This window comes from Deefgea piscis (genome assembly GCF_019665785.1).
Taxonomy (GTDB): Bacteria; Pseudomonadota; Gammaproteobacteria; order Burkholderiales; family Chitinibacteraceae; genus Deefgea.
This window is the reverse complement of record NZ_CP081149.1, coordinates 1,324,140-1,343,995: the sequence shown is the minus strand read 5'-3', so window position 1 is coordinate 1,343,995 and position 19,856 is coordinate 1,324,140. Positions and strand designations below refer to the sequence as shown.

General features: G+C 45.9%; 15 protein-coding genes and 1 other annotated feature. Of the genes, 7 read left to right on the top strand and 8 right to left on the bottom strand.

What is annotated here, in order from left to right; translation table 11 throughout:
- Positions 1–2: 2 nt before the first annotated feature.
- Positions 3–869, top strand: a complete 867-nt coding sequence (locus tag K4H25_RS06310; RefSeq protein WP_221022495.1) for a hypothetical protein — start codon at positions 3–5, stop codon at positions 867–869.
- Between the two features lie 22 nt (positions 870–891).
- Complete coding sequence (locus K4H25_RS06305) at positions 892–2,403, top strand: hypothetical protein (protein WP_221022494.1); 1,512 nt, start codon at positions 892–894, stop codon at positions 2,401–2,403.
- A 274-nt stretch (positions 2,404–2,677) separates the two neighbouring features.
- Here K4H25_RS06305 and K4H25_RS06300 read toward each other — a convergent pair whose 3' ends face one another.
- From K4H25_RS06300 to K4H25_RS06275, 6 genes are all read right to left on the bottom strand, one after another.
- Positions 2,678–3,904, bottom strand: coding sequence for a type II toxin-antitoxin system HipA family toxin (locus K4H25_RS06300; protein ID WP_221022493.1), 1,227 nt, complete (start codon positions 3,902–3,904; stop codon positions 2,678–2,680).
- Positions 3,867–4,211 (bottom strand): helix-turn-helix domain-containing protein, encoded by a 345-nt coding sequence (locus K4H25_RS06295; protein ID WP_221022492.1) that lies wholly within the window; start codon positions 4,209–4,211, stop codon positions 3,867–3,869. The genes K4H25_RS06300 and K4H25_RS06295 overlap by 38 nt, the downstream gene beginning before the upstream one ends.
- Positions 4,212–4,569: 358 nt before the next feature.
- Positions 4,570–6,792, bottom strand: coding sequence for a DEAD/DEAH box helicase (locus K4H25_RS06290; protein ID WP_221022491.1), 2,223 nt, complete (start codon positions 6,790–6,792; stop codon positions 4,570–4,572).
- Positions 6,793–6,807: 15 nt separating this feature from the next.
- Positions 6,808–8,112, bottom strand: a complete 1,305-nt coding sequence (locus K4H25_RS06285; RefSeq protein ID WP_221022490.1) for an ATP-binding protein — start codon at positions 8,110–8,112, stop codon at positions 6,808–6,810.
- Positions 8,109–10,520, bottom strand: a complete 2,412-nt coding sequence (locus K4H25_RS06280; RefSeq protein ID WP_221022489.1) for a tellurite resistance TerB family protein — start codon at positions 10,518–10,520, stop codon at positions 8,109–8,111. The genes K4H25_RS06285 and K4H25_RS06280 overlap by 4 nt, the downstream gene beginning before the upstream one ends.
- Before the next feature lie 744 nt (positions 10,521–11,264).
- Positions 11,265–11,600, bottom strand: coding sequence for a helix-turn-helix domain-containing protein (locus K4H25_RS06275; protein ID WP_221022488.1), 336 nt, complete (start codon positions 11,598–11,600; stop codon positions 11,265–11,267).
- A 745-nt stretch (positions 11,601–12,345) separates the two neighbouring features.
- On the opposite strand from K4H25_RS06275, the gene K4H25_RS06270 reads away from it, so the two are divergent.
- The gene (locus tag K4H25_RS06270) at positions 12,346–12,729 is read left to right on the top strand and encodes a DUF3644 domain-containing protein (RefSeq protein WP_255588109.1); all 384 of its coding nucleotides are present in this window, start codon (positions 12,346–12,348) and stop codon (positions 12,727–12,729) included.
- Between the two features lies 1 nt (position 12,730).
- On the opposite strand, the gene K4H25_RS06265 is transcribed toward K4H25_RS06270, so the two are convergent.
- A protein-coding gene (locus K4H25_RS06265; RefSeq protein ID WP_374706346.1) for an IS3 family transposase occupies positions 12,731–13,950 on the bottom strand; the annotation gives its coding sequence in 2 pieces (ribosomal slippage) (positions 12,731–13,671 and positions 13,671–13,950; 1,221 coding nt in all).
- Positions 13,559–13,675: a sequence feature (AL1L pseudoknot), on the bottom strand. (Overlaps the previous gene by 117 nt.)
- Here K4H25_RS06265 and K4H25_RS06260 point away from each other — a divergent pair.
- Positions 13,949–14,551 carry a restriction endonuclease gene (locus K4H25_RS06260; RefSeq protein WP_255588107.1) on the top strand — a complete coding sequence of 201 codons (603 nt, stop codon included), beginning with the start codon at positions 13,949–13,951 and terminating at the stop codon, positions 14,549–14,551. The genes K4H25_RS06265 and K4H25_RS06260 overlap by 2 nt on opposite strands.
- A 332-nt stretch (positions 14,552–14,883) precedes the next feature.
- Here K4H25_RS06260 and K4H25_RS06255 read toward each other — a convergent pair whose 3' ends face one another.
- On the bottom strand, positions 14,884–15,582 hold the full coding sequence (locus K4H25_RS06255; protein WP_221022487.1) for a ComEC/Rec2 family competence protein: 699 nt from the start codon (positions 15,580–15,582) through the stop codon (positions 14,884–14,886).
- A 75-nt stretch (positions 15,583–15,657) separates the two neighbouring features.
- On the opposite strand from K4H25_RS06255, the gene K4H25_RS06250 reads away from it, so the two are divergent.
- The 3 genes from K4H25_RS06250 to K4H25_RS06240 all read left to right on the top strand — a co-directional run bounded on the left by K4H25_RS06250 (position 15,658) and on the right by K4H25_RS06240 (position 19,814).
- The gene (locus tag K4H25_RS06250) at positions 15,658–16,839 is read left to right on the top strand and encodes a UbiH/UbiF family hydroxylase (protein ID WP_221022486.1); all 1,182 of its coding nucleotides are present in this window, start codon (positions 15,658–15,660) and stop codon (positions 16,837–16,839) included.
- Positions 16,840–16,889: 50 nt separating this feature from the next.
- Positions 16,890–17,618 carry a DsbC family protein gene (locus tag K4H25_RS06245; RefSeq protein ID WP_221022485.1) on the top strand — a complete coding sequence of 243 codons (729 nt, stop codon included), beginning with the start codon at positions 16,890–16,892 and terminating at the stop codon, positions 17,616–17,618.
- 201 nt (positions 17,619–17,819) lie between these two features.
- Positions 17,820–19,814 carry a methyl-accepting chemotaxis protein gene (locus K4H25_RS06240; RefSeq protein ID WP_221022484.1) on the top strand — a complete coding sequence of 665 codons (1,995 nt, stop codon included), beginning with the start codon at positions 17,820–17,822 and terminating at the stop codon, positions 19,812–19,814.
- Positions 19,815–19,856: the final 42 nt, after the last annotated feature.

Below are 19,856 nucleotides of genomic sequence, written 5' to 3'. Positions count from 1 at the left end.
TCATGAACAATCCAGTATTTCATTATGAGATTCTAATTGAACCTCGCCCAACTACTCTAACGTATAAGCTGGCTAATTTTTTTAGTGCAGGAGAACTCGACCGTAAAGCAGCTACACGAGTTGTACAAACGGTCAATACTGTTATAGAGCAAGGACGGAAACATTTTCATACAATTCAGCAGCAAACCAAGTCAGTAGTACACGTTTTTGATTCACTTAAAACCGATATTTTTTCGCAAAAAATTCAGCCACTGTCAAACGCATATATATTGCTGGGTGCTTCAAAACGTATAACTCCTGAGCTTGTGTGTGAAACCCAAAAAATCCCTACTTATCCAACGGAGCCTCAAGTACCTAAACCTATAAATGGAATGCCAGGAATTATTGGTGGTGGCGTGTTAAGCGCAGGCCTTAGCTTTTTAATCGTTAATTCTAGTGGAGTCACTACATTCTCAGCCCCTGGTTTAGAGTTAATTTTCATTGTGTTTGCTACATTATTAGGTGCACTACTCACCGGTGTGATTGGCGGAGTGAAGGCTCTTCACGATACAAAAAAATATCATGGACACGCGCAATTATTAATGAAAGATATACAACTATCCTCAAATGAAATGCTCGAAATACAAGAAGCAATAAAAAAATTAAGTCCAGTGATTTGTCAGCAAGAGAGGCATGTTGACCAATCAACAAATAAACTACATGAACTTGTTGTCGATGCTACAAATGCAGCCCGATTGCTTAAAGATATTTTGAATACGTCTCTGCTTAATGGGGAAGGCGCATTACTCGAAGGAATAATTGAACAATTACATAAACAAAAATCTGATGTTACTGATTATGCAGCCAAGCTTCACATCGAATTGCAATAGCGCTGAGGATGTAGCGTATACAATGGAACAAAAAAAAGAAGATAGAGCCCAGAATTTTGAAAGGGAAGCTATATATGCAGCTACTTCTGTGTTGGAGAAATACAGCCAAGGAGTGGCCGAGCATATAAATTCTTATGATGAATTAGCTAAAATTTCAAAGTACAAATTAAATCCAGATTTCGAACAAAACAATCTGTTCCAACAGTCAGGCTTTTCAGCTGAAGTAAAAGATATTGCTCGAGGGAATGCAGAATATTGGATTGATGGTAAAGGTGATTTACGCGCAAGAACAGATAATGTTGGAGCTGTAAACCATCCTGTATATGATTTCGTAAGCATTGACCCTGAAACGGGTTTGCCGCTTAGAGACATAAATGGTGATTTTCTACCTGGGGGGCAGATGAAAGTCCACCAAGACACAGAAAAATACCGATATCTCTATAAGAAAAGTTACGAAAAATATCGCACTGCAGAGCTGAGATTTCCAGCGGACCAGTTTGACGCCATTCTGCAAGATTGGGCCGAGCAAGAAGTGAAGTTGGAAACTCAACTACGGAAACTCCAAGAACTTGGGGATACCGCTCAAGCGGCGCAGAAGCAAAATGAATTGGAACAATTACGAGACGTTAGGAAAAGAGCAACTAAATCTAAAATTACAACCACAGATGCTATGGATGCACGCAAAAGCCCAGAAATAAGCGCATTTAAAGATGGTACAAAAGTTGCGCATCGTGCGGGAGTAAATGCTGCTAAATCGGCAGTTGTTATAACCGGTATTGTTGGTCTTGCGACTCAAGGTTGTAAAGTTGTCTCAGGCGAAAAATCGGCTGCAGATGCCACACAAGCTGTTTTGAAGGATGCAGGTTCTGCTGCAGCAAAGGCATATGTTGCGGGCGCGACTACCTCAGCGGTTGGAGGTGCACTTAAAACGGCTAATTCGCAGGTTTTACAAAATTTAGGTAAAGGTGGGACACCCGCAGTTATTGTTCAGACAAGCACTATTCTTGCCGTCGCAGTCGTCGACCTTGTAAGAGGTAAAATTACTTCTGAAGAATTTGTAGGTCAAATTAGCCGAAATGGAGTTACATTGGCGACTTCTCTTACTGGAGCAAATCTTGGTGCATTAATAGGTACTGCAGCCCTACCGGGTGTGGGGACTGTAGTGGGGTCGTTTATTGGGGGTATGGCAGCATCTCTTTTGAGCGGTAGCATGTATGCTGCTCTACAAAAATCCGTGCAAGATATGCAGCTGTCCGATGAAAACCGAAAAAATGTTGAAGCTGCTTGTGCCAAGTTAATTATGATGCATATTGCATATCGGCATGATATGCATTTACTTTTTGATGAGTTTTTCCAAGAAAAGCAGGCACAGTTGAAATGGGCCTTTGATAAAATTGCAGATGCATCTGCTAATGGAGAGAGTATCCATGAAGGACTGGCGGGAGTTGCAAATGCTTTTGGAAAAGAATTAGCATTTGAAAGCACACAGTCTTTGAGGTTACATCTACAAAGCAAGGAAGCATTGCGTTTTTAATCAATTAAAATATTTTATTAAAATATTAATCCCCAATGTTTATATTTTTGAAATGTACTATCGGGGTGCGTAAGACTTTTTGTTCGATGGCCAGATTCAGTGTGCAACTACAGGGCTGAAGTACAAGAAGTGCTTTGGGGCATGAGTACACTTTCGACAGCTAAGCTGATTAACTCCAGGAGCGAGCTAGACCATAGGTCCCAGTGCTCAGTTATGCCAGATTAGCTGCCCACCGAGCGCGACATATTCTCAACAGCGTATCGGTCGCGCTGGATTATGACAGCATATTTTTTTGGTTTCTGGCTATGAGAGTCGCGATTTCATCGATAGTTCCGCTTCGAATTTGGTAGTTGCTTGCGGTCGCCTTGAATTGACTTGCAAGTGCGGCAATACGGTCTATCGTAGCCGTAGCGAAGCTTTTAGTTACGCCCGCTTGCGTTGCGAGAGCCATCAAATCCCTGAGCCGAGGCGTTTTCGCTTCCCCAGCTATATCCATTTGATGGTAGTGATTAGGGCCCCGATTAAACGTCAGGTCATAACAGGGTGCTACGCGCCAATGGCCATCGGCCCCCAGTCGGAAAGAGAAGTTCTTTGCATGGTCGTCGCGGTTGTTGAAGACAACATTGAACACGCAGCGTTCGAACATGATGTTAACTTCGCGTTCGTCACGGGATATTGCGCGAGTAATGCGCAGTAAGTTGTTGTAGTCGAGTACACCTATTTCGCGAAAATTAAGGTCCATTGCCCCGGCCACGGTGAGCATGGGCACGCGCATGCCTTGTTCGCGGTCAAATCGGCGAATTCCGAATGCGGACAAGGTCGGCGAAAGGTCACAGGTCACCACATCAGGCATATCCAGCCCTGCCGCGCGAGCCATCTCCGCATAAAGGGCTTCAATCTGCACGACTTCTTTATGCTCATCTTGAGCTGGAAACTTGAACAACCAAGGCAAGCCGGGGGCATGCTCCGAACCATACACTCGAGAAGTAAGCGGGTTGTAATTGAGAAGGACCTTTGGCCTCGCACCGTGCGGGGAGCCTCCCATTAATGCAAGTTCGCGTAAAGCCTCAGTGGATTCCCTATCGGCCAGCACCAGCCGGGCCTTTTCTGCGAGGTGTAGTAGGTCGACATCCTGCTGAGTTAGAGTTTCATTTTCACCTGGTTCAAACGTAAGCGCTCCCATGGCCCTATCTTGTATGAACGCGAGGCGGTCTAGTGCTCCCAGCGATGATTTGTTATTTTTTCGGAATAAGCGGTCAATCAGCAGCATCCCCCAACCGTCAGGCAAGGCATCGGCAATAGCCCCCGGAAGGCGGTGCTGTGTAATGGGGAAGTTTTGGTAGCCATCAACCCGTAATGGGAGTTTTATGGGTGAAATTTGCAGCTTGCGCTGCAACGCCGCCGGTGTGTATTGAAACATGAGGGTGCTATCGGTTTCGGCCAGCTCGCCAAGATGAAACTGCTCACCCCACCCTTGGTATATAACGGAAAGTCGCTTCATTGGTTTTTGCCTTTTTAGCCCGTTGGCGGGTCTCAGTTTGTTTTTCCAAGTCAGCTATCGATAGTGGCACCTGGGGTAGCAAGATGCCCTCCAGGTCTTCAGCTCGCCCTAGCACACTAAGCACCCGCACAAAGGCATCGAGCGTGACTTGACCGGTCGTTTCCAACTTACGAATCGTGCTACGAGATAGGCCGACCCGAGCCCCAAACTCTTCTTGAGTAATGTTCTCTGCAAGGCGCAAAGCCTGTATCCGTTGACCTAGTTCCCGCTGAATTTCGGCAGGCGTCATCAGCATAAAGATTGCCATTGAAATCACTACCCTTTGTTTGGTGTATCAATGCTTCTAATTATAACCATTATGCTTATAGACTGAAAGAGCTTCAGCTTCAACGATTCCAATTAAAATCACTAAATCGTATTTATACAGCTAATGATTTCATTTGAAAGCACTATAAAAAATCCGACAACAGGCGTTGCCAGATATTTTTGGTCATGTACATACTCCTGTTACCAAGCAGCGAGCGCCCAACGCTCATCGCGCGTACACCAAGTTGTAGTGGCACACTGGATTTGTGCCACATAATTATGGCCAAGCAAATAAAGGTGAGCAGCCCAAGCAAGTTAGCTATTACTGGCCTTGGGCTGTTACCAAAATTAATTGACCACTAATGCGCAATTTCAGACTGGGTATCAAGCGATTTTATCCACATTTGAGCTTCATCGAGGTCAAGGTAGAGGCTTGCGTAGGCTTTCCGCAGTAATCCATCTGGTAGAGCCCAGTCCCATTTTTGTCTCTGAAGATTCTTTACGTCGATTAGTAGTTCATCTAGTGATGGAGCCACATCGAACGACGTATCTCTGAGGGCATCTAAAATATCAGTTCCACTATGTCCAGATTTGTGGACTTCAATACCTGGCCCCGCAGCTGTGGCTTTAAACCCTCGTCTCAATAACAGACATGCTAGCGCTTCGTTTGCTGCATCGCCCATCCAAGTAAGAATGAGTGCTTCGCTGCCTTGGTCAAGTAATATAGTTTCCTTCAAGTTTCTAGCCGCATAGTTATGTCGAGCTTCAGTAAGAAAACGTTTTGCAACGTCATCTAGATAAACTGGAGTCTCATCGGACTCTAATAGCTCACGTATCCGTTGTCGTATTTTAGTATGCGTGCGGCCTGCTCCCCCCGAAAATAATGGGGGCACACCGCCACGGGTTCTCGAGACAACAATTGTTTTTTGCTTCTCATCAATTTCATCGACACACCATGTTTTTCCGGCAAACAAAATTCGCTGACCCACCGTCAGCATTTGTGTAACAGGAATTGTGCCTAAAGCTCTTCCTGCGCATACGAGTCGGAACTCTTCTTCGGAAGCAAAAGCAGCGTAGAAGGTGTAATGATTAACAAATTTCTCACCTGTCTGTCCATGAAGTAACAATCCAGATGACTCTTGCATCAGTAGGTCTAGTTTGCCCAGATGGCGCAACAGCATGGCAAACTCTTCTTTTGTTACGCCAGTAAAGGGGGTGGTTGGGCCGCAAAGCAAACTATAAAGCTGTCCGATAGTTGCTCCCCCACGCTGAGCAACAATTGAGAGTATCTGCTGGATAAGCGTGGAAAAATGAGCGCCACTGGACATTGGAGGCTCAAACCAATTCTCTAACAGCAATGAAATCATGGCGGTCATTTGCAGCATGTCTAGTCGAAGCTCTATCGACAAAGAAACATGAGGGCCAATCATTTGTTCAATGCAGTAACCTCGCAAAATCGCCGGTTCTCCCTTGCGACGCCCGGAACGCCCAAGACGTTGACGCAAACTAGCGACAGACGGTGGAGGGCCAATTTGAGCTACGCTTTTAACAGCTCCGATGTCGATGCCGAGCTCAAGGGTATTTGTGCAGATAGCCGTTGCGGGCCGCTCTTTTTGTTTTAGAGCCGCTTCAGTTTCAGAGCGAATTTCCTTAGATAGACTGCCGTGATGCGGCCAAAACTCATTGGGAACATTTTGCGTAGAGCAAAATTGGTTTAGCAAATGGGTATAACGTTCTACTTCACGCCGAGAATTAGGAAAAATTAGGTTGTTTGAGCCACGAAGATTCTTGAAAAGATGTCCCGCAATCGTGGTTGGCATCGTAGGCTGAGGTGGCTCATCTTCATCGGAGTTACTGGAATTTTGTCGAATTACCAGCGGTTCTTCATATCCTTTTACTAAAATACGCAGTTCGGTATTTGCATCCTTAGAGACAATCATGGCGACCGAAGCCCCTTTACCTGGTCGCAAAAAATCAGCCGCCAAGCTCATATCACCTAGAGTTGCCGACAAACCTATTCGGGGAATATTTCGACCAATACTATTTTCTATACGATGCATGAGCGATTGAAGTTGTTTGCCCCGCTCAGAACCAATAAACGCATGAAGCTCGTCGATAACAAAGTAAGCCGCGTTTTCAAAAATCGCGTTGATAGATGTACCACGATTACATAACAGTGCTTCAAGGGACTCTGGGGTGATAAGAAGCACCCCTTGCCGTTTAGCCATAAACCGCGTTTTTGTTGAGGCCGATATATCGCCATGCCAAGGCCAGACGGGTATTTCTAATTGTTCACAGAGACGGTCAAGTCGACCAAACTGGTCATTGATGAGCGCTTTAAGTGGGCTTACATAAACAATTAAGCCGTGATTCTCACTCTGGAGCAGATACGTTAATGCGGGTAGAAAAGCAGCTTCAGTTTTACCAGTAGCTGTTGCAGCGGCAACGATTACATCACAGTCTCCAGCGACAATAATGGGAATTGCTTCTTCTTGGGCTTGGCGTAGCGACTCCCAACCCTCTGACCAGAGAAAGTGCTGAATCCGCTCATCCAGTAAATAGTAAGACGATGAAGCTGCCATAAACTAATAACTCAGTTACATTTTGAATGAAGCAAACTCGTCTACATCGTCTGAATCGACGTGCGCATCAGCTAAACCATCTGTATCTGCTATTACTTCGATTCCTCCAAGTAAATCTTGCCAAGCAGCTCCAGTGTTTTGTTCTAAAACTGCCAGAAGATTTATAAACGAAGTTATGGTGGTTCGTGGTGTTCGGAAATAGCTATCTCCGATACGGCTTGAGCAGTGTTCCATAAAGCTAAAAATTCCTTGGTCTGGAATCAAATGCTTTGCTTGGTCACCAGCAGCATAAACATGTCGAATATTTTGAAGTAACACATAAAAGTCTTCAGGTGTCAGACTTGAAAGTCGTACGACTGGGCCAGTGAAGTCCACTAAGCCACCCACAGCAAATGTGTTTTGAGCCAAGCGACTTTGAAGTGCTGGATAGCTGTATAACCCTCGCCTTGTATCAAGTAAGAACTCTGGCGTTCCTCCAAGAACAAAACCAAGGCCGTCTGCGGACCCTTGCAGCGAGTCATTCAAAATGCGTAAGATTTGCTCATAATTGGCATTTCTTGCTTGCGTATTTGAAAGCTTGTACAAATTTACTAGCTCATCGAGACTCACGAGCAAGCCCGAGAATCCAGCTAACCGAACAAAGCGAGCAAGCAACTTCAATTGGTCGTAAACAGCTGAATCATCAACAATGCTACGCACACCTAAGGCCTGCTTAGCATCTGTTTTGGTAGTGAATTCGCCACGTAGCCAGCGGATTGCATCGGCTTTTAGTTGCTCGAGGCCCTCTTCAACACCACGGCAATATGCTGCAATGACATCGGCGAAGTCATAGCCATTCACTAATTCTGTTAGATGATTTAGCTTTTCTCTAATGACTGTTTCGGTTGAAAGTCCATTTGCTTTGGCTTCCAATTTTGCGGTGGAAATGAATTTTTCGACAATTCCAGCTAGCGCGCCACCATCTGGTTTGGTTCTGGTCGAGATGTTGCGCATCAACTCGGCATAGAGCGACCGAGCTTGGCCACCACTGGCGTGAAGTCTGCGGTCAGGGTTTAAGTCTGCACTTGCTACGACTAGTTTTTTTTCGAGCGCGACTGTGCGTACTAAATTAAGGAAAAAAGTTTTGCCGGCACCATATTCACCAGTAACGATACGGAATGCAGACCCGCCGTCTGCAATACGGTCTATATCACCAATTAGAGTTTCGATTTCATTCGTACGTCCAACTTGAATTAAATGTTGGCCAGTGCGAGGAACTACACCGGCACGTAGTGATTGAATGACTGCATCTCGGTCTTTAGGGCGAATAGTGATGGTCATGCTTCAATTTTCTCCAGAACTTCAGCGTTAACTTCAATTGGGTCTTCACCTTCGGTGAATGGGATGTCATGAACGTCGTATGCTGCTTCATTGATGCGCTCAAGCGCACCGTCAAGCATCAAATCAAGGTCTGACGCGACATCAAGTAACTCTTCACGATTCCATTGTGGTCTTGAAAGTAGCATACGAGCTAGTGCGTCATGCGACTCATCAAGGCCAAGCAAATAGCTCTGTTTTGCTATTGTTTCGGAATCATCCTGCTCGATAGCAACTTCAGAAGATGAACTAGGCGTTGAAATTTGAGCTTCTTCATTGAAAATATTGGCTAGTAAGGCTGAAACTTTGGCGGTGTCTTGTTGCAAGACCGCAATGCGTGCAGGGTCGAGTTTGAAAGTTGAAATGTCTGTTTTTTTTGTGGTTGGTGTCGTTGAAGGAGTATCGGGACTTGCCGCATGAATATCACTAAATACTTTTTTGCTATCAATGCCAAGGACTTTGTACACCTTCTCAAGCATCTTGATTTCTTCAACCGTAACCTTTTCATCTGTTTGAGCAACTGTTGCCATAAATGAGCCAAGAACTTCTTTTGTCTCTGTATCCAACGGCTCGAGTTGTTTTTTTAGTGATGTCAGGGATGCAGGGGAAATAACGAGCAAGCGAAGCAGCGCCAATAAACGGCGGATGTGATACGGAGTTAGATGTGTCCAGCTTTGAATTTGCTCACGCAAAAGTGCGGATTCTTTTGCATCGAAATCTCCATCCGCTGCTGCAATCGATGAGGCAAGCTGAAGAGTCAATACGGCTATCTGATAAGCTGGTGTTATTGGAGAAACAATTTCCCCAGCCGGAATATCAAATAAAACGACTGTGTCTTCTGGTTTAGGTAGTTTTGCGCCACCAAGTAGATTTGGTTCTATGCCGATGCCCATCGACTCTAAAGCTTTGGCTAACGTAATTGCTTTATCTTTTGTTAGCACTGATTTGGCATTTAATACGGAAAGTAGTTTTTGATATGGCATTACTATCTCGCCATCCTCCATTCCTGATTGAATGCTCTTCAACGCTAAAGTTAAATTGTCAGGCCACAACAATGGTGGCAAGAGCAATACACCTTCAAGCTCAGTGCTACCTTCCAAATTCTTTGATAAGTAACGGCTATATGACTCCAACTCTTTTGTCGTTGATTCGACTATTTCCTGCAACTTTTTCAATGGCCCAGTAAGTACAGTTACATCAGGAATATCACCAAAGCTCAGTTTTGTCTCACCATTGCGCAGCAAACCGGCTGACGCTGGGCGGTATTGAAATTTCAGTTTGGTTTTGTTGCGAGGTAACTGAAGTCCTTCAACAAATTTCTCGTGATAGCGTAATGTAAACAGTCTGCTGAACTCACTCTCGCAACGAGTTGCTGGGGTCCTTAATGAAATGTTGGGCGCATGCTTAATCCATGCAAGTGCAAGAGTTGCAGGTACGGGAGCACTATCTATCGCCGCCTGCCCAAGAGCAAGGCGAATATACACTGGCACATCATATGATTTTGGAAATGTTGGTACTGGCTTCAGATACAGAGAATCAGCACAATCGCTCATGGATATCCAGTCATATAACTGGCCGGCATAACTACGGAATGAGCCCGAGGCTGGGCCATAAATCTTTAATAAACGCTGCAGCTCTTGTGCTATTAATGGTAATTCGGCTTTTGCAATAGGGTCTGTCTGAGAATCAACCAATACTCGGCGTTCAAGACCGTAGAAAAATAAAAATACAAATCCAATTTCAGCTTCAGGGTCCTTTCTGCCACCAGCTAGCCAATTCAGATAAGCTCGACGCGCAGAATCCGAAATCTCTGAATAACTTGGCCAATAACTAAATTGTCGCTCAGTGTAGTCACCATATTTTGCAACGGGTTTATTGGTCACTATTAATGAAGGGTCAGGGGTATTCCCAAAATGAGTAGTGGTCCCTACGTAAACCATTCCACCAGTAATCGTGGTTCCTGCAACCTCGATATACTGACCTATTGGAATCCATTTTTGTGAACCCGACCCAGAAGGTGGGGCAGGAATTCGATACTCAGATGCATCAGTCTGTGCGGTATTAACTCTTACTTGAATGGGAATGTCTTCGTTTGTAATTGCGTGCTCTCGAGTTGGTGATTTTATGGAATGGCTCGAAATAGTATTCGTACTTACTTTTGCTGTTGTTAATGGTTGTTTATCGCGTGCAATCACCGCTTGGATATCATTACCTGAGCTGCTTTTTTTGGTGAGTTTTGATACAGCCCAAATCAAGCCAATAATTCCCAAACCTATCCAAATTTCCTTTGGTACTGATGCGACCAAGGCCACAATGCAAGCAATAACTATGACTACGACGTTACCGGCGCTAGATTTTTTCTGCCTTGCCATGTGATTTATCCTTAGATTGCATGCTTTTATAAGTTGCAGCATTAGATTTTTTTAGCAGTAGTCATGTCTAGATGGCATTACTATCCAAAAAAGACAATTCAATACACGCTAATAATATTGGCTTCTGAGTACTGAAGCCTAACCAATAAATCATGTAAGTAAACATTTTACTCTTGAACGTACAGAATTTGTGCTCAGTTCTGTCAAAGACTAAGAAAAATGCCAAAAAAACTTGTTTTAAAAAACATTTTTTGAGCGATTTTTAGAGAAAAATTAAAAAATTTTTCTAGCATAAAACCCAACAAATACAACATATTATGGCGTTTTTTCAGGGCAATACCAGAGTAATGCAAGATGGCAATACCAGAGTAATACAAGCTGTAGTGGTCAATCAATTTTGGCAACATCGTAATAGCCAAGCCAATACTTACGTTTGAATTCGTTTGGGGCTAGAAACCGTTTTGGTGATGCGGCCCAAGCTGACTGTAGTGCCCTGAATGCAATTCAGGATTTTCGTTCTGCTTAGGCAAATGAGCTGTAGCCTAAACTGATAAGCAACATGCAATATAAAATCAAATTTCAAAACTTTTTTTGAGCAATTTTCAACGAAAAATTCAAAAATTTTTCTTGATTTTAATTCAATAAATACAACATCTTAGAGCTATTTTTGAGGGCAATACTAGAGTAACTGCTCAGGGCAATACTAGAGTAATACAACAAGCAAAAGCAGAGTAATTCCGGGAGCTATTTCTCCGAAGATTTACCGTTATTTTCTTTCGTCTTCGTTCTCGGCTTGCTCGCGCGTTGCCGCGGTATTGCTGCACGCGTGAGCATTAGCGGGTCAATCGTTGCTATTGGGGCAATGGTTTCTAGCCATTGTTCTTTTCCCAAGGCTCTTAACACACGCACGAGGGTATTTAATGACGAACCATTGCCTGACTCTAAGTTCCTTAGTGCACGAACGCTAATTCCTGCTCGCTCTGCTACTGTTGCTTGTTCTAGATTGCGATTTACGCGAAGACGTTTCAATCGTTCACCTAATTCACTTTCCATTTCTTCGGGTGTTAGATTCATTTGCATTTACCTCCAAAACATCTCGACGAAGTTACCTGTAATAACGGGCGTAATTATGCCTATTGTGTACAACATTCTCTACAAACGGAATAATGTTGCCGATTATTACAAAGGATGTTCTTATAAATCGCATCAAGTTGATAGTGCTTTCAACAGTTTCGTGTGCTTTTTCAAATTGAGTTGTTGCGCTATTGATGTGTAAAGACTCTCAGTTTTTCTAAAAAATGATAGCTGTTTTTGCCACATTCCTCACATAAAGCCTCTTTGCAGTAAAAGGATTATTTATGCCTATTAAGATTGAAATTGCCTATAAAAGGCACAATAGCGCCGGTTGTTGCTAGACCACTGCAAATTGAACTGCTGAGTAGCTAGAGGGGGCGAAGTCTGTTTTTTGTGTTAATCGATGGCTTTTCACAATAAGAATGTCTGAAAAAGTGTCGATTCTCTGCATATTTGTCTGAAAAAGTGCTTATTGTTTGTTATTTCGCCAACAGTTCATATCGGATAAAGACATCTTGCCCGTCAACACCTCAGATTACTATGGTGACGACAACTATGATGAATAGCAGGAGCAATCGCGATTGCCATGGACTTAGACTCAGTGCAAACATGACGCGGAGATGGAATCACAAATAAGCCCGAGGAGTCAGTATGTCGTTGTTTACGCAACCACACTTGTATTGTTTAGACTGGTCCAAGGTGTGACAATCAAGTTTTAGTGACTAAGAAAAAATAGCTAGCGAGGGGTACTGTGAATTTGAATTCACCCAATATTCGTACGATTGATATGTTGCTACTTGATGAGCTGTTCGAAATGGGCAGCGGTTATGTGTTGAATTTTTCTGACCGAACGATGGCACAATTTTTCTCAGAAGAACTCAACATAGATATTGATAATATTCGCTATAAAGTAAACGGTACGTCCAAAGCTAAACGGCTTAGATGTTTTCTAAATACAGTCGACAAACCGACTGTAGTGCGCACGCTAAATGCATTGTGGATTTACAGGGAAGCAATCCGCCAACAGAGCAATCAAGACGAGCGGGTCACAAATGCCACGGGGCGTTTTTTAGAACTAATTAATCGATTGAATGGCATGAATCGCACCGGGTTTCGCGGAGGCTGTTTGGTTTGAGTCAGACCAACATGGCCTGCTCGCTTTGATTACGATAATAATTTGCTTCTGCTTCCGCAGGTGGAATGTGGCCAATCGACCCAAGCAAACGATGCTGATTGAACCACGAAACCCATTCTAATGTCGCTATCTCCACAGATTCTAAACTTTTCCAAGGACCCAAACGATGAATCACTTCAGTTTTGTAGAGTCCGTTAATCGTCTCGGCCAGCGCATTGTCGTAGCTATCACCAGTCGTGCCCACTGATGGCTCGATACCCGCTTCGGTTAATCGCTCGGTATAGCGAATCGAAACGTATTGCGAGCCACGGTCGCTGTGATGAATCAATGCTTCGCGCTCTGGCTGGCGCGCCCAAAGGGCTTGCTCCAATGCATCCAGCACAAACTCGGTTTGCATGTTGCGACTAACTCGCCAGCCCACGATATAACGAGCGAAGACATCAATCACAAACGCCACATACACAAAGCCCTGCCAAGTCGACACATAGGTAAAATCCGACACCCAGAGCTGGTTTGGTCGTTCAGCCACGAATTGTCGGTTTACATGGTCAAGCGGGCACGCAACAGCAGGGTCTGGACGTGTGGTGCGCACCGTTTTACCACGCGATATGCCGCGCAAACCGAGGCTGCGCATCAAACGCTCAACGGTACACCGCGCGACAAGATGCCCATCGCGCTTGAGTTGCCGCCAGGCTTTGACGGCACCATACACCTGGTGATTCTCTTGCCAGACGCGCGTAACTTCACCGCTCAGTTGCTCGTCACGAATGGCGCGCTGGCAACGCAATGCGGGATTACGCAACCGAGCGGCATACCGTCGATAAGCAGACGGAGCGACCTGTAATAGCTTGCAGATCGGCTCGACCCCGTGCTGCTCACGGTGGGTATCGATGAATCCTCTTACGATTTCAAGCGGCGGTCGAGCTCCGCCTGTGCGAAATACGCGCTGGCCAGGCGCAGAATTTCATTGGCCTTTTTAAGCTCGCGCACTTCGCGCTCTAAGGCTTTGATGCGTTCGCTCTCTGCGGAGTTTTTGTTGGCTTGAACGCTATCGCCACCTTGTCGACGACACCAGGTGCGCAGCGTTTCGGGTGTGCAGCCTATTTTGCTGGCGATGGAAACGAGGGTTGCCCATTCAGATGGATATTCGGCAAGGTGCTCAATGACCATGCGAACGGCCCGCTCGCGGACTTCAGGGGAAAATGGGGTAGATTTTTTCATGGCACTATTCTCTCAAGAGTTAGTGCCTCCGCGAAACCCGGTGCGATTCAGCAAGACTCAACCTTCTACGCCTCCATTTTCCAACGTGGCCACCCCACCAATAGTTGCCTTTGACCGTCGCCGTTTGGCTCAATTGCACTTTGAATTACTTGAGTTAGTAAGCCTCAATGCCCATGCACGAGGTTTCGCATTCGAAAAATTCTTGAAGAATCTATTTGATGCTTATGGGCTATCTGCACGGGAAGCTTTTCGCATTCAAGGCGAACAAATTGATGGTAGTTTTGCACTTAACTCAGAAATTTATCTACTGGAAGCTAAATGGCATAACTCCCCAATTGGAGCAGCAGACTTACATACATTTCATGGGAAAATTGACCAAAAAGCTGCTTGGACCCGAGGATTATTCATAAGTCATAGCTCATTCACAACTGATGGACTACACGCATTTGGTAGAGGGAAGCGAATTATCTGCATGGATGGTTTAGACCTATCTGAAATGCTGACACGCGAGATACCTTTAAACCATGTGTTGGAACGCAAAATTCGCCGAGCAGGAGAAACAGGACAACCTTTTGCACAGGTACGTGATTTATTTCCTTAAGCCACCTATCCACTAAGATTGTATTCGTGACTGAGTTTGCAACCTTACTTTGCAGCATAATCAAAGTGGACAAGCACTGTGATTAACACTGCCGCATATGATGAATTAGTTTAGCTACGAGTTTCTGCTAGAAAGTTTCGTGGTGTCGAATACACCATGTATTTGGAGGGCTTTTTTGAAGTTAAAAACTTGAGCTCAAATTTCATTTGTTTGACATGTGTTAATTTGTGCCTAGCTAGCTCAAAACTAATTTATCACTCAGTTTATCGGGCAAAAAAATATTAGCTGAGAATAGCAGTAGATTTTCTTTCTATCACCTCAGCTTTCATTTATCACTTTCCATTGGGGATCCCAGCTTGATCGCCAATCGTTAGCGCAATAATCACGCCTTGATACGGTGCATCCTGTAAAGCGTGCTCAATGCGTTCGCGCAGCGCGGCGCGAACTCGCAACACTGCAGCTTGAGGCGAAAAGCCCGCTAAACGCTCAGCCGACTTCATGCTGGCAATCGCGGCAATATTTTGCTGTAAAAACCACGCTTCTAAATCAAAGCCCGCTGAATTGACGACGCCATGAACTGGCTTGAGTTTGAGCTGCAAGCGCCAACGCTCGCCAGCGCCAAAAGGCCCGCCTTTGGCGTTGACTTGAATGCGATCGAACTGCCAGGCTCGCTTGGGGTCAGCATCTGGCGTAAAAATAAAGCGCGGCCCATAGCGTGATTCTTGCGGTAAATCGGCAATAAAACCCGACATCCACAGCGTTTGACCGACTAAATCGACTGGAATACGCTGCGCCATCCGAATTTGCGCCCGCCATGTGGCCCAAGCAAAACCCAAACTGAACGCCAAGAGCATCAGCACCAGCCATTGCAAAATCCGGTTTTGATTAAAGCGTTGCAAACAAAAATGTAGCCCCAGCGCCAAGCAAGCTGTCGCCAGCGGCCAAGTAACAGCAGGCAAAGTCGCTTGCCATTGCAGCGTAATCACGCCAAGCACCCAAGCAAAAATAAATAATAAATAGCGACTTAACATCCATCTAGCTTAGGCAATCGAGTGCTGACTAGCCCAAGAAATCACCTTGCACGAATCATTCACAATGTTAAACTCATGCGCATGAAAAATTTCGATGCCGATATCATTATCGTGGGTGGTGGTTTAGTCGGTGCTGCTTTGGCGCTGGCCCTCAAAAAAACCTCGCTCTCGGTGATCTTGCTCGAAGGCCGCGCGCCTTGCCTAGATTTTGACCTCTCCACATGGGACCAAAGAGTCTATGCCATTAGCCGTGCGAGTCGTCAGCTCTTAACGCAGATTGGGGCTTGGCAGCGCATTCGCCCAGAACGTTTATCGCCGATTTCAGCCATGAAAATCCGCGGTGACGCCGTCGATGCCGTGTTGGAATTTAACGCCTTAGAAAGTGGCGTTGACGAGCTGGCCTTTATCGTTGAAAACCGCGAATTACAACGCGCGCTGTGGTTGGCCCTCGCTGACTGCAGCCATGTTGACATCATCACCCCCGCCAGCGCGCAAGCGCTATCGATCGATCTGGATGCCGCCACGCTCACCTTGGCCGACCAGCGTCAATTACGCGCGCGTTTAGTCGTTGGCGCCGATGGCGCGCAATCTTGGGTACGCGGGCAAGCGGGCATTCAAGCCAACACCAAGCCCTATGCGCAATTTGGCGTTGTTGCCAATTTTGCCATTGAAAAACCCCACTACGGCTGCGCACAACAATGGTTTAAAACCGACGGAATTTTGGCTTGGCTGCCGCTCGCCGAGCAAAAAATGTCTATGGTTTGGTCGTGCGATGCTGAGCTGAAAAATGAATTACTCAATTTAAGCCCCAACCAACTGGCCGCCAAAGTGGCACAAGCGGGCAATGCCTCACTGGGCGAGCTGACTTTAATTACCCCACCCGCGGCATTTGAGCTAAAACTCAATCAGATTGATCAGTGCGTCAAACCGCGTTTAGCTTTGGTTGGCGATGCGGCGCATACGGTGCACCCTTTAGCTGGGCAAGGCGTTAATTTAGGCTTTGGTGATGTCGCCGAACTGGCGGACTTATTAACAACAACACACCCGGAACGAATCGGCGATTATTTAGTCCTAAGGCGCTATGAGCGCGCCCGCCGCGAGCCGGTACGATTAATGCAAACCGTTTGTGATGGCTTGCAGCAGCTCTTTAATAATCAACATCCCGTTTTAATGCGTTTACGTAATTTCGGGCTGGGCTTTACTAATGCTTTACCATGGCTAAAACGGCAATTAATTCGCCATGCCATGGATTCATAAACACTGCTGATCGCTGCTTTGCAGCAACTCACCTGACTGAAGGATGACTCATGAAACACCTAAGCCGTACTCTGATTGCCGCAGGCATGATCGCACTCACTGCATGCAGCGCCCAAGCCGATGCACCACCCAAAGAATTAAAAGCCAATTTGGCTAAAAAAATTGGCCAGCCAGTTGATTCTGTACGTGAAACGCCAATCAAAGGCCTGTATGAAGTGGTCTTAAACAAGCGCCATATTGTGTATTCCGATGCCAAAGGTGAATTTGTTGTCGTTGGCGATATGGTCAATGTGGCGACTAAAAAAAGCCTAACCGAAGCGCGTATGGCTGAACTCAATAAAGTGGACTTTGCCAAATTGCCACTGGCTGATGCCATCAAAGACGTGCGCGGCAACGGTAGCCGCAAATTAGTAGTGTTCTCTGATCCAGATTGCCCATTTTGCAAACGCCTTGAAACGCAAAGCTTGGCAGGGATTGATAACATCACGATTTACACTTTCTTGATGCCACTCGCTGGCTTGCATCCGGATGCTGCGCGTAAATCGGAACTCATCTGGTGCAGTGAAAACCCGCAAAAAGCCTGGAGTGAATTCATGCACAATGGCAATCTGCCAACCGGCGGCAAAACCACCTGCGACAACCCTATTGCGCGCAGCGTGAAACTCGGTGAATCACTCGGCATTAACGGCACACCAGCGTTAATTTTTGCTGATGGCCAAATCGTTTCGGGTGCGATTCCAAAAGACGAAATCGAAAAAATCCTCGCCACACAAAAATAAACTCCACGCTCAATTCGCTAGCCAACAAGCCTCGTTTTTCCAAATGGAAGGACGAGGCTTTTTATTTGGCTCATCACTCAAAATGATCGTAATTAATTCATTCAAACCATAGCTTTAGCTAAATTCGACAAAATAATTTCACCTATCCTTCTTGAAAATTACTTCTTATAGTGGACTGTCGATTGTATCGAGATATCAGTCATGCACATACTATTTTCACCGGCGATTGCCTTAGTCTCAAAATTACGCTTTGCTCAAAAATTTATTCTGATTGCCTGCATTTTGGCGATTCCAACCGTGTTTATGCTGAATCGAATTGTGGTGAATTTTAATAATGAGCTCAGTACGATTGAAAACGAACGCGTCGGCTTACAGTACGCCAATGTAATGCGCGATGTCGTCAATCAATTGCAGCGCCACCGCGGGTTGACTACGGCTTTTTTGCAAGGGAAAACTGATTTTGCACCGGCCATTACCGAGTCAGAGCAAAAACTAAAAACAGCCATCGATCAAGTCAAAACACAGCTCGTAGCCACACCGCTAGCAGATATCCCCGAAAAATGGCAAATACTTGAAGCCGAGATCACCCCTTTGCTCACACAGTGGCAGCAATCGAGTGATAATTTCCAGCAACACAGTCGCGCAATTGCGCGCAGCATCGCTCTACTGGGCGATATCGCACACAACTCCAGCCTGTCCTTAGACCCCGAAAGCGATAGCTACTATCTGCAAGATATCTATTTTGCTGATTTAATTCCTGTAACAGAAACCCTAGCCAAAGCACGCGGCATTGGTACTCGGCTGGCCACCGCAAAAACCGCTACGCCAGAAGACGCCATTCAAATGAGTACGCTGGCAGTCTTAGCGCAACAGGCTGCTGAGCAGATCAATAGCAAACTGAATCGCACCTCGGTTGAAAAACTCAAAACAGCAGGAAAAATATCCGGAGAGCAACTTCATCAAAATGCCCAATATCTACAAACCCGCTTTGCCAACACCGAGATTAATGTCGACCCTGCCGCCCATTTTACAATGCTCACTCGCAATATCGATGCACTCAATCAATTTTCTGTTCAGGTGATTGCCGAAATAGAGGCCGCCTTAACCGCCAGAGAACATCGAATTATGGGACAGCGCAATTTTGTGCTGAGCCTTGCACTTATCATGCTGGCTTTAGGTGCCTATCTCTTGGTGGGGGCGTATTTATCTATTCATGGTTCGGTCAATCAATTGCGCTTAGAAGCTGAGTTGCTAGCCAGTGGCGATTTAAGCCGAACGATTCATCTAAATATCAAAGATGAACTCGCCGATGTCGGCGAAAGTTTTAACATTATGGCGATCAGCTTACGACATTTAATCGGCCAGATTCGCCAAAATGCCAATGCCGTTTCCAACTCTGCGGATCGACTCAATCAAAACTCAGACCAAGTAGTGCAAGCCTCGCACCATCAAGCCAATGTATCCAGTGAAATGGCGGCGGCCATGGAGCAAATGAGCGTGAGCATTGCCACGGTTTCTGAGCACGCGGCCTCATCAGAACTGCAAGCGCAAGCCGCGCAAAATGATGTACAGCAAGGTCAAACACTGATGCAATCGGTGTTGCATGAGATCACCGACCTCTCTGACAATCTGCAAGACTTGGGCGGTAAAGTCGACAATATGCAAGTGCATTCCACTGAAATTGGCAGCATCGTGCAAGTCATTAAAGAAATCGCCGATCAAACCAATTTATTGGCGCTCAATGCCGCCATTGAAGCCGCGCGTGCTGGTGAGCAAGGCCGAGGATTTGCCGTAGTGGCCGATGAAGTGCGTAAACTAGCCGAGCGCACCAGCGCATCGACCACCGAAATCACCAAGCTCGTGACCACTATTCGTAAAGACACCGACGAAGCGGTCAAAGGCATGGTCATCGCCCGCGAAGAAATGGCACGCGGTAGCGAACGCGTAAGCGATGCCAGCAAGGCGCTCAGTAATATCAATAGCAGCAGCCGCGAAGAGCTGAATGCCATTGCTGAAATCAATACAGCCATGGCCGAACAAAAGCTCGCCAGCCACGCCATTGCACAAAGTGTTGAGCGCATTGCGCGGCTGGCCGAGGACAATAGCCAGAGTGCGGATGCCAATGCCGGTTTATCGCTCGACCTGAAACGCAGCGCCGTCCAATTAGATGAGCTCGTTACCCAGTTCAAGCTTTAAAAAGCCCGCTCGCGCCGTTGACACCGTCATGGCGCGAGCACC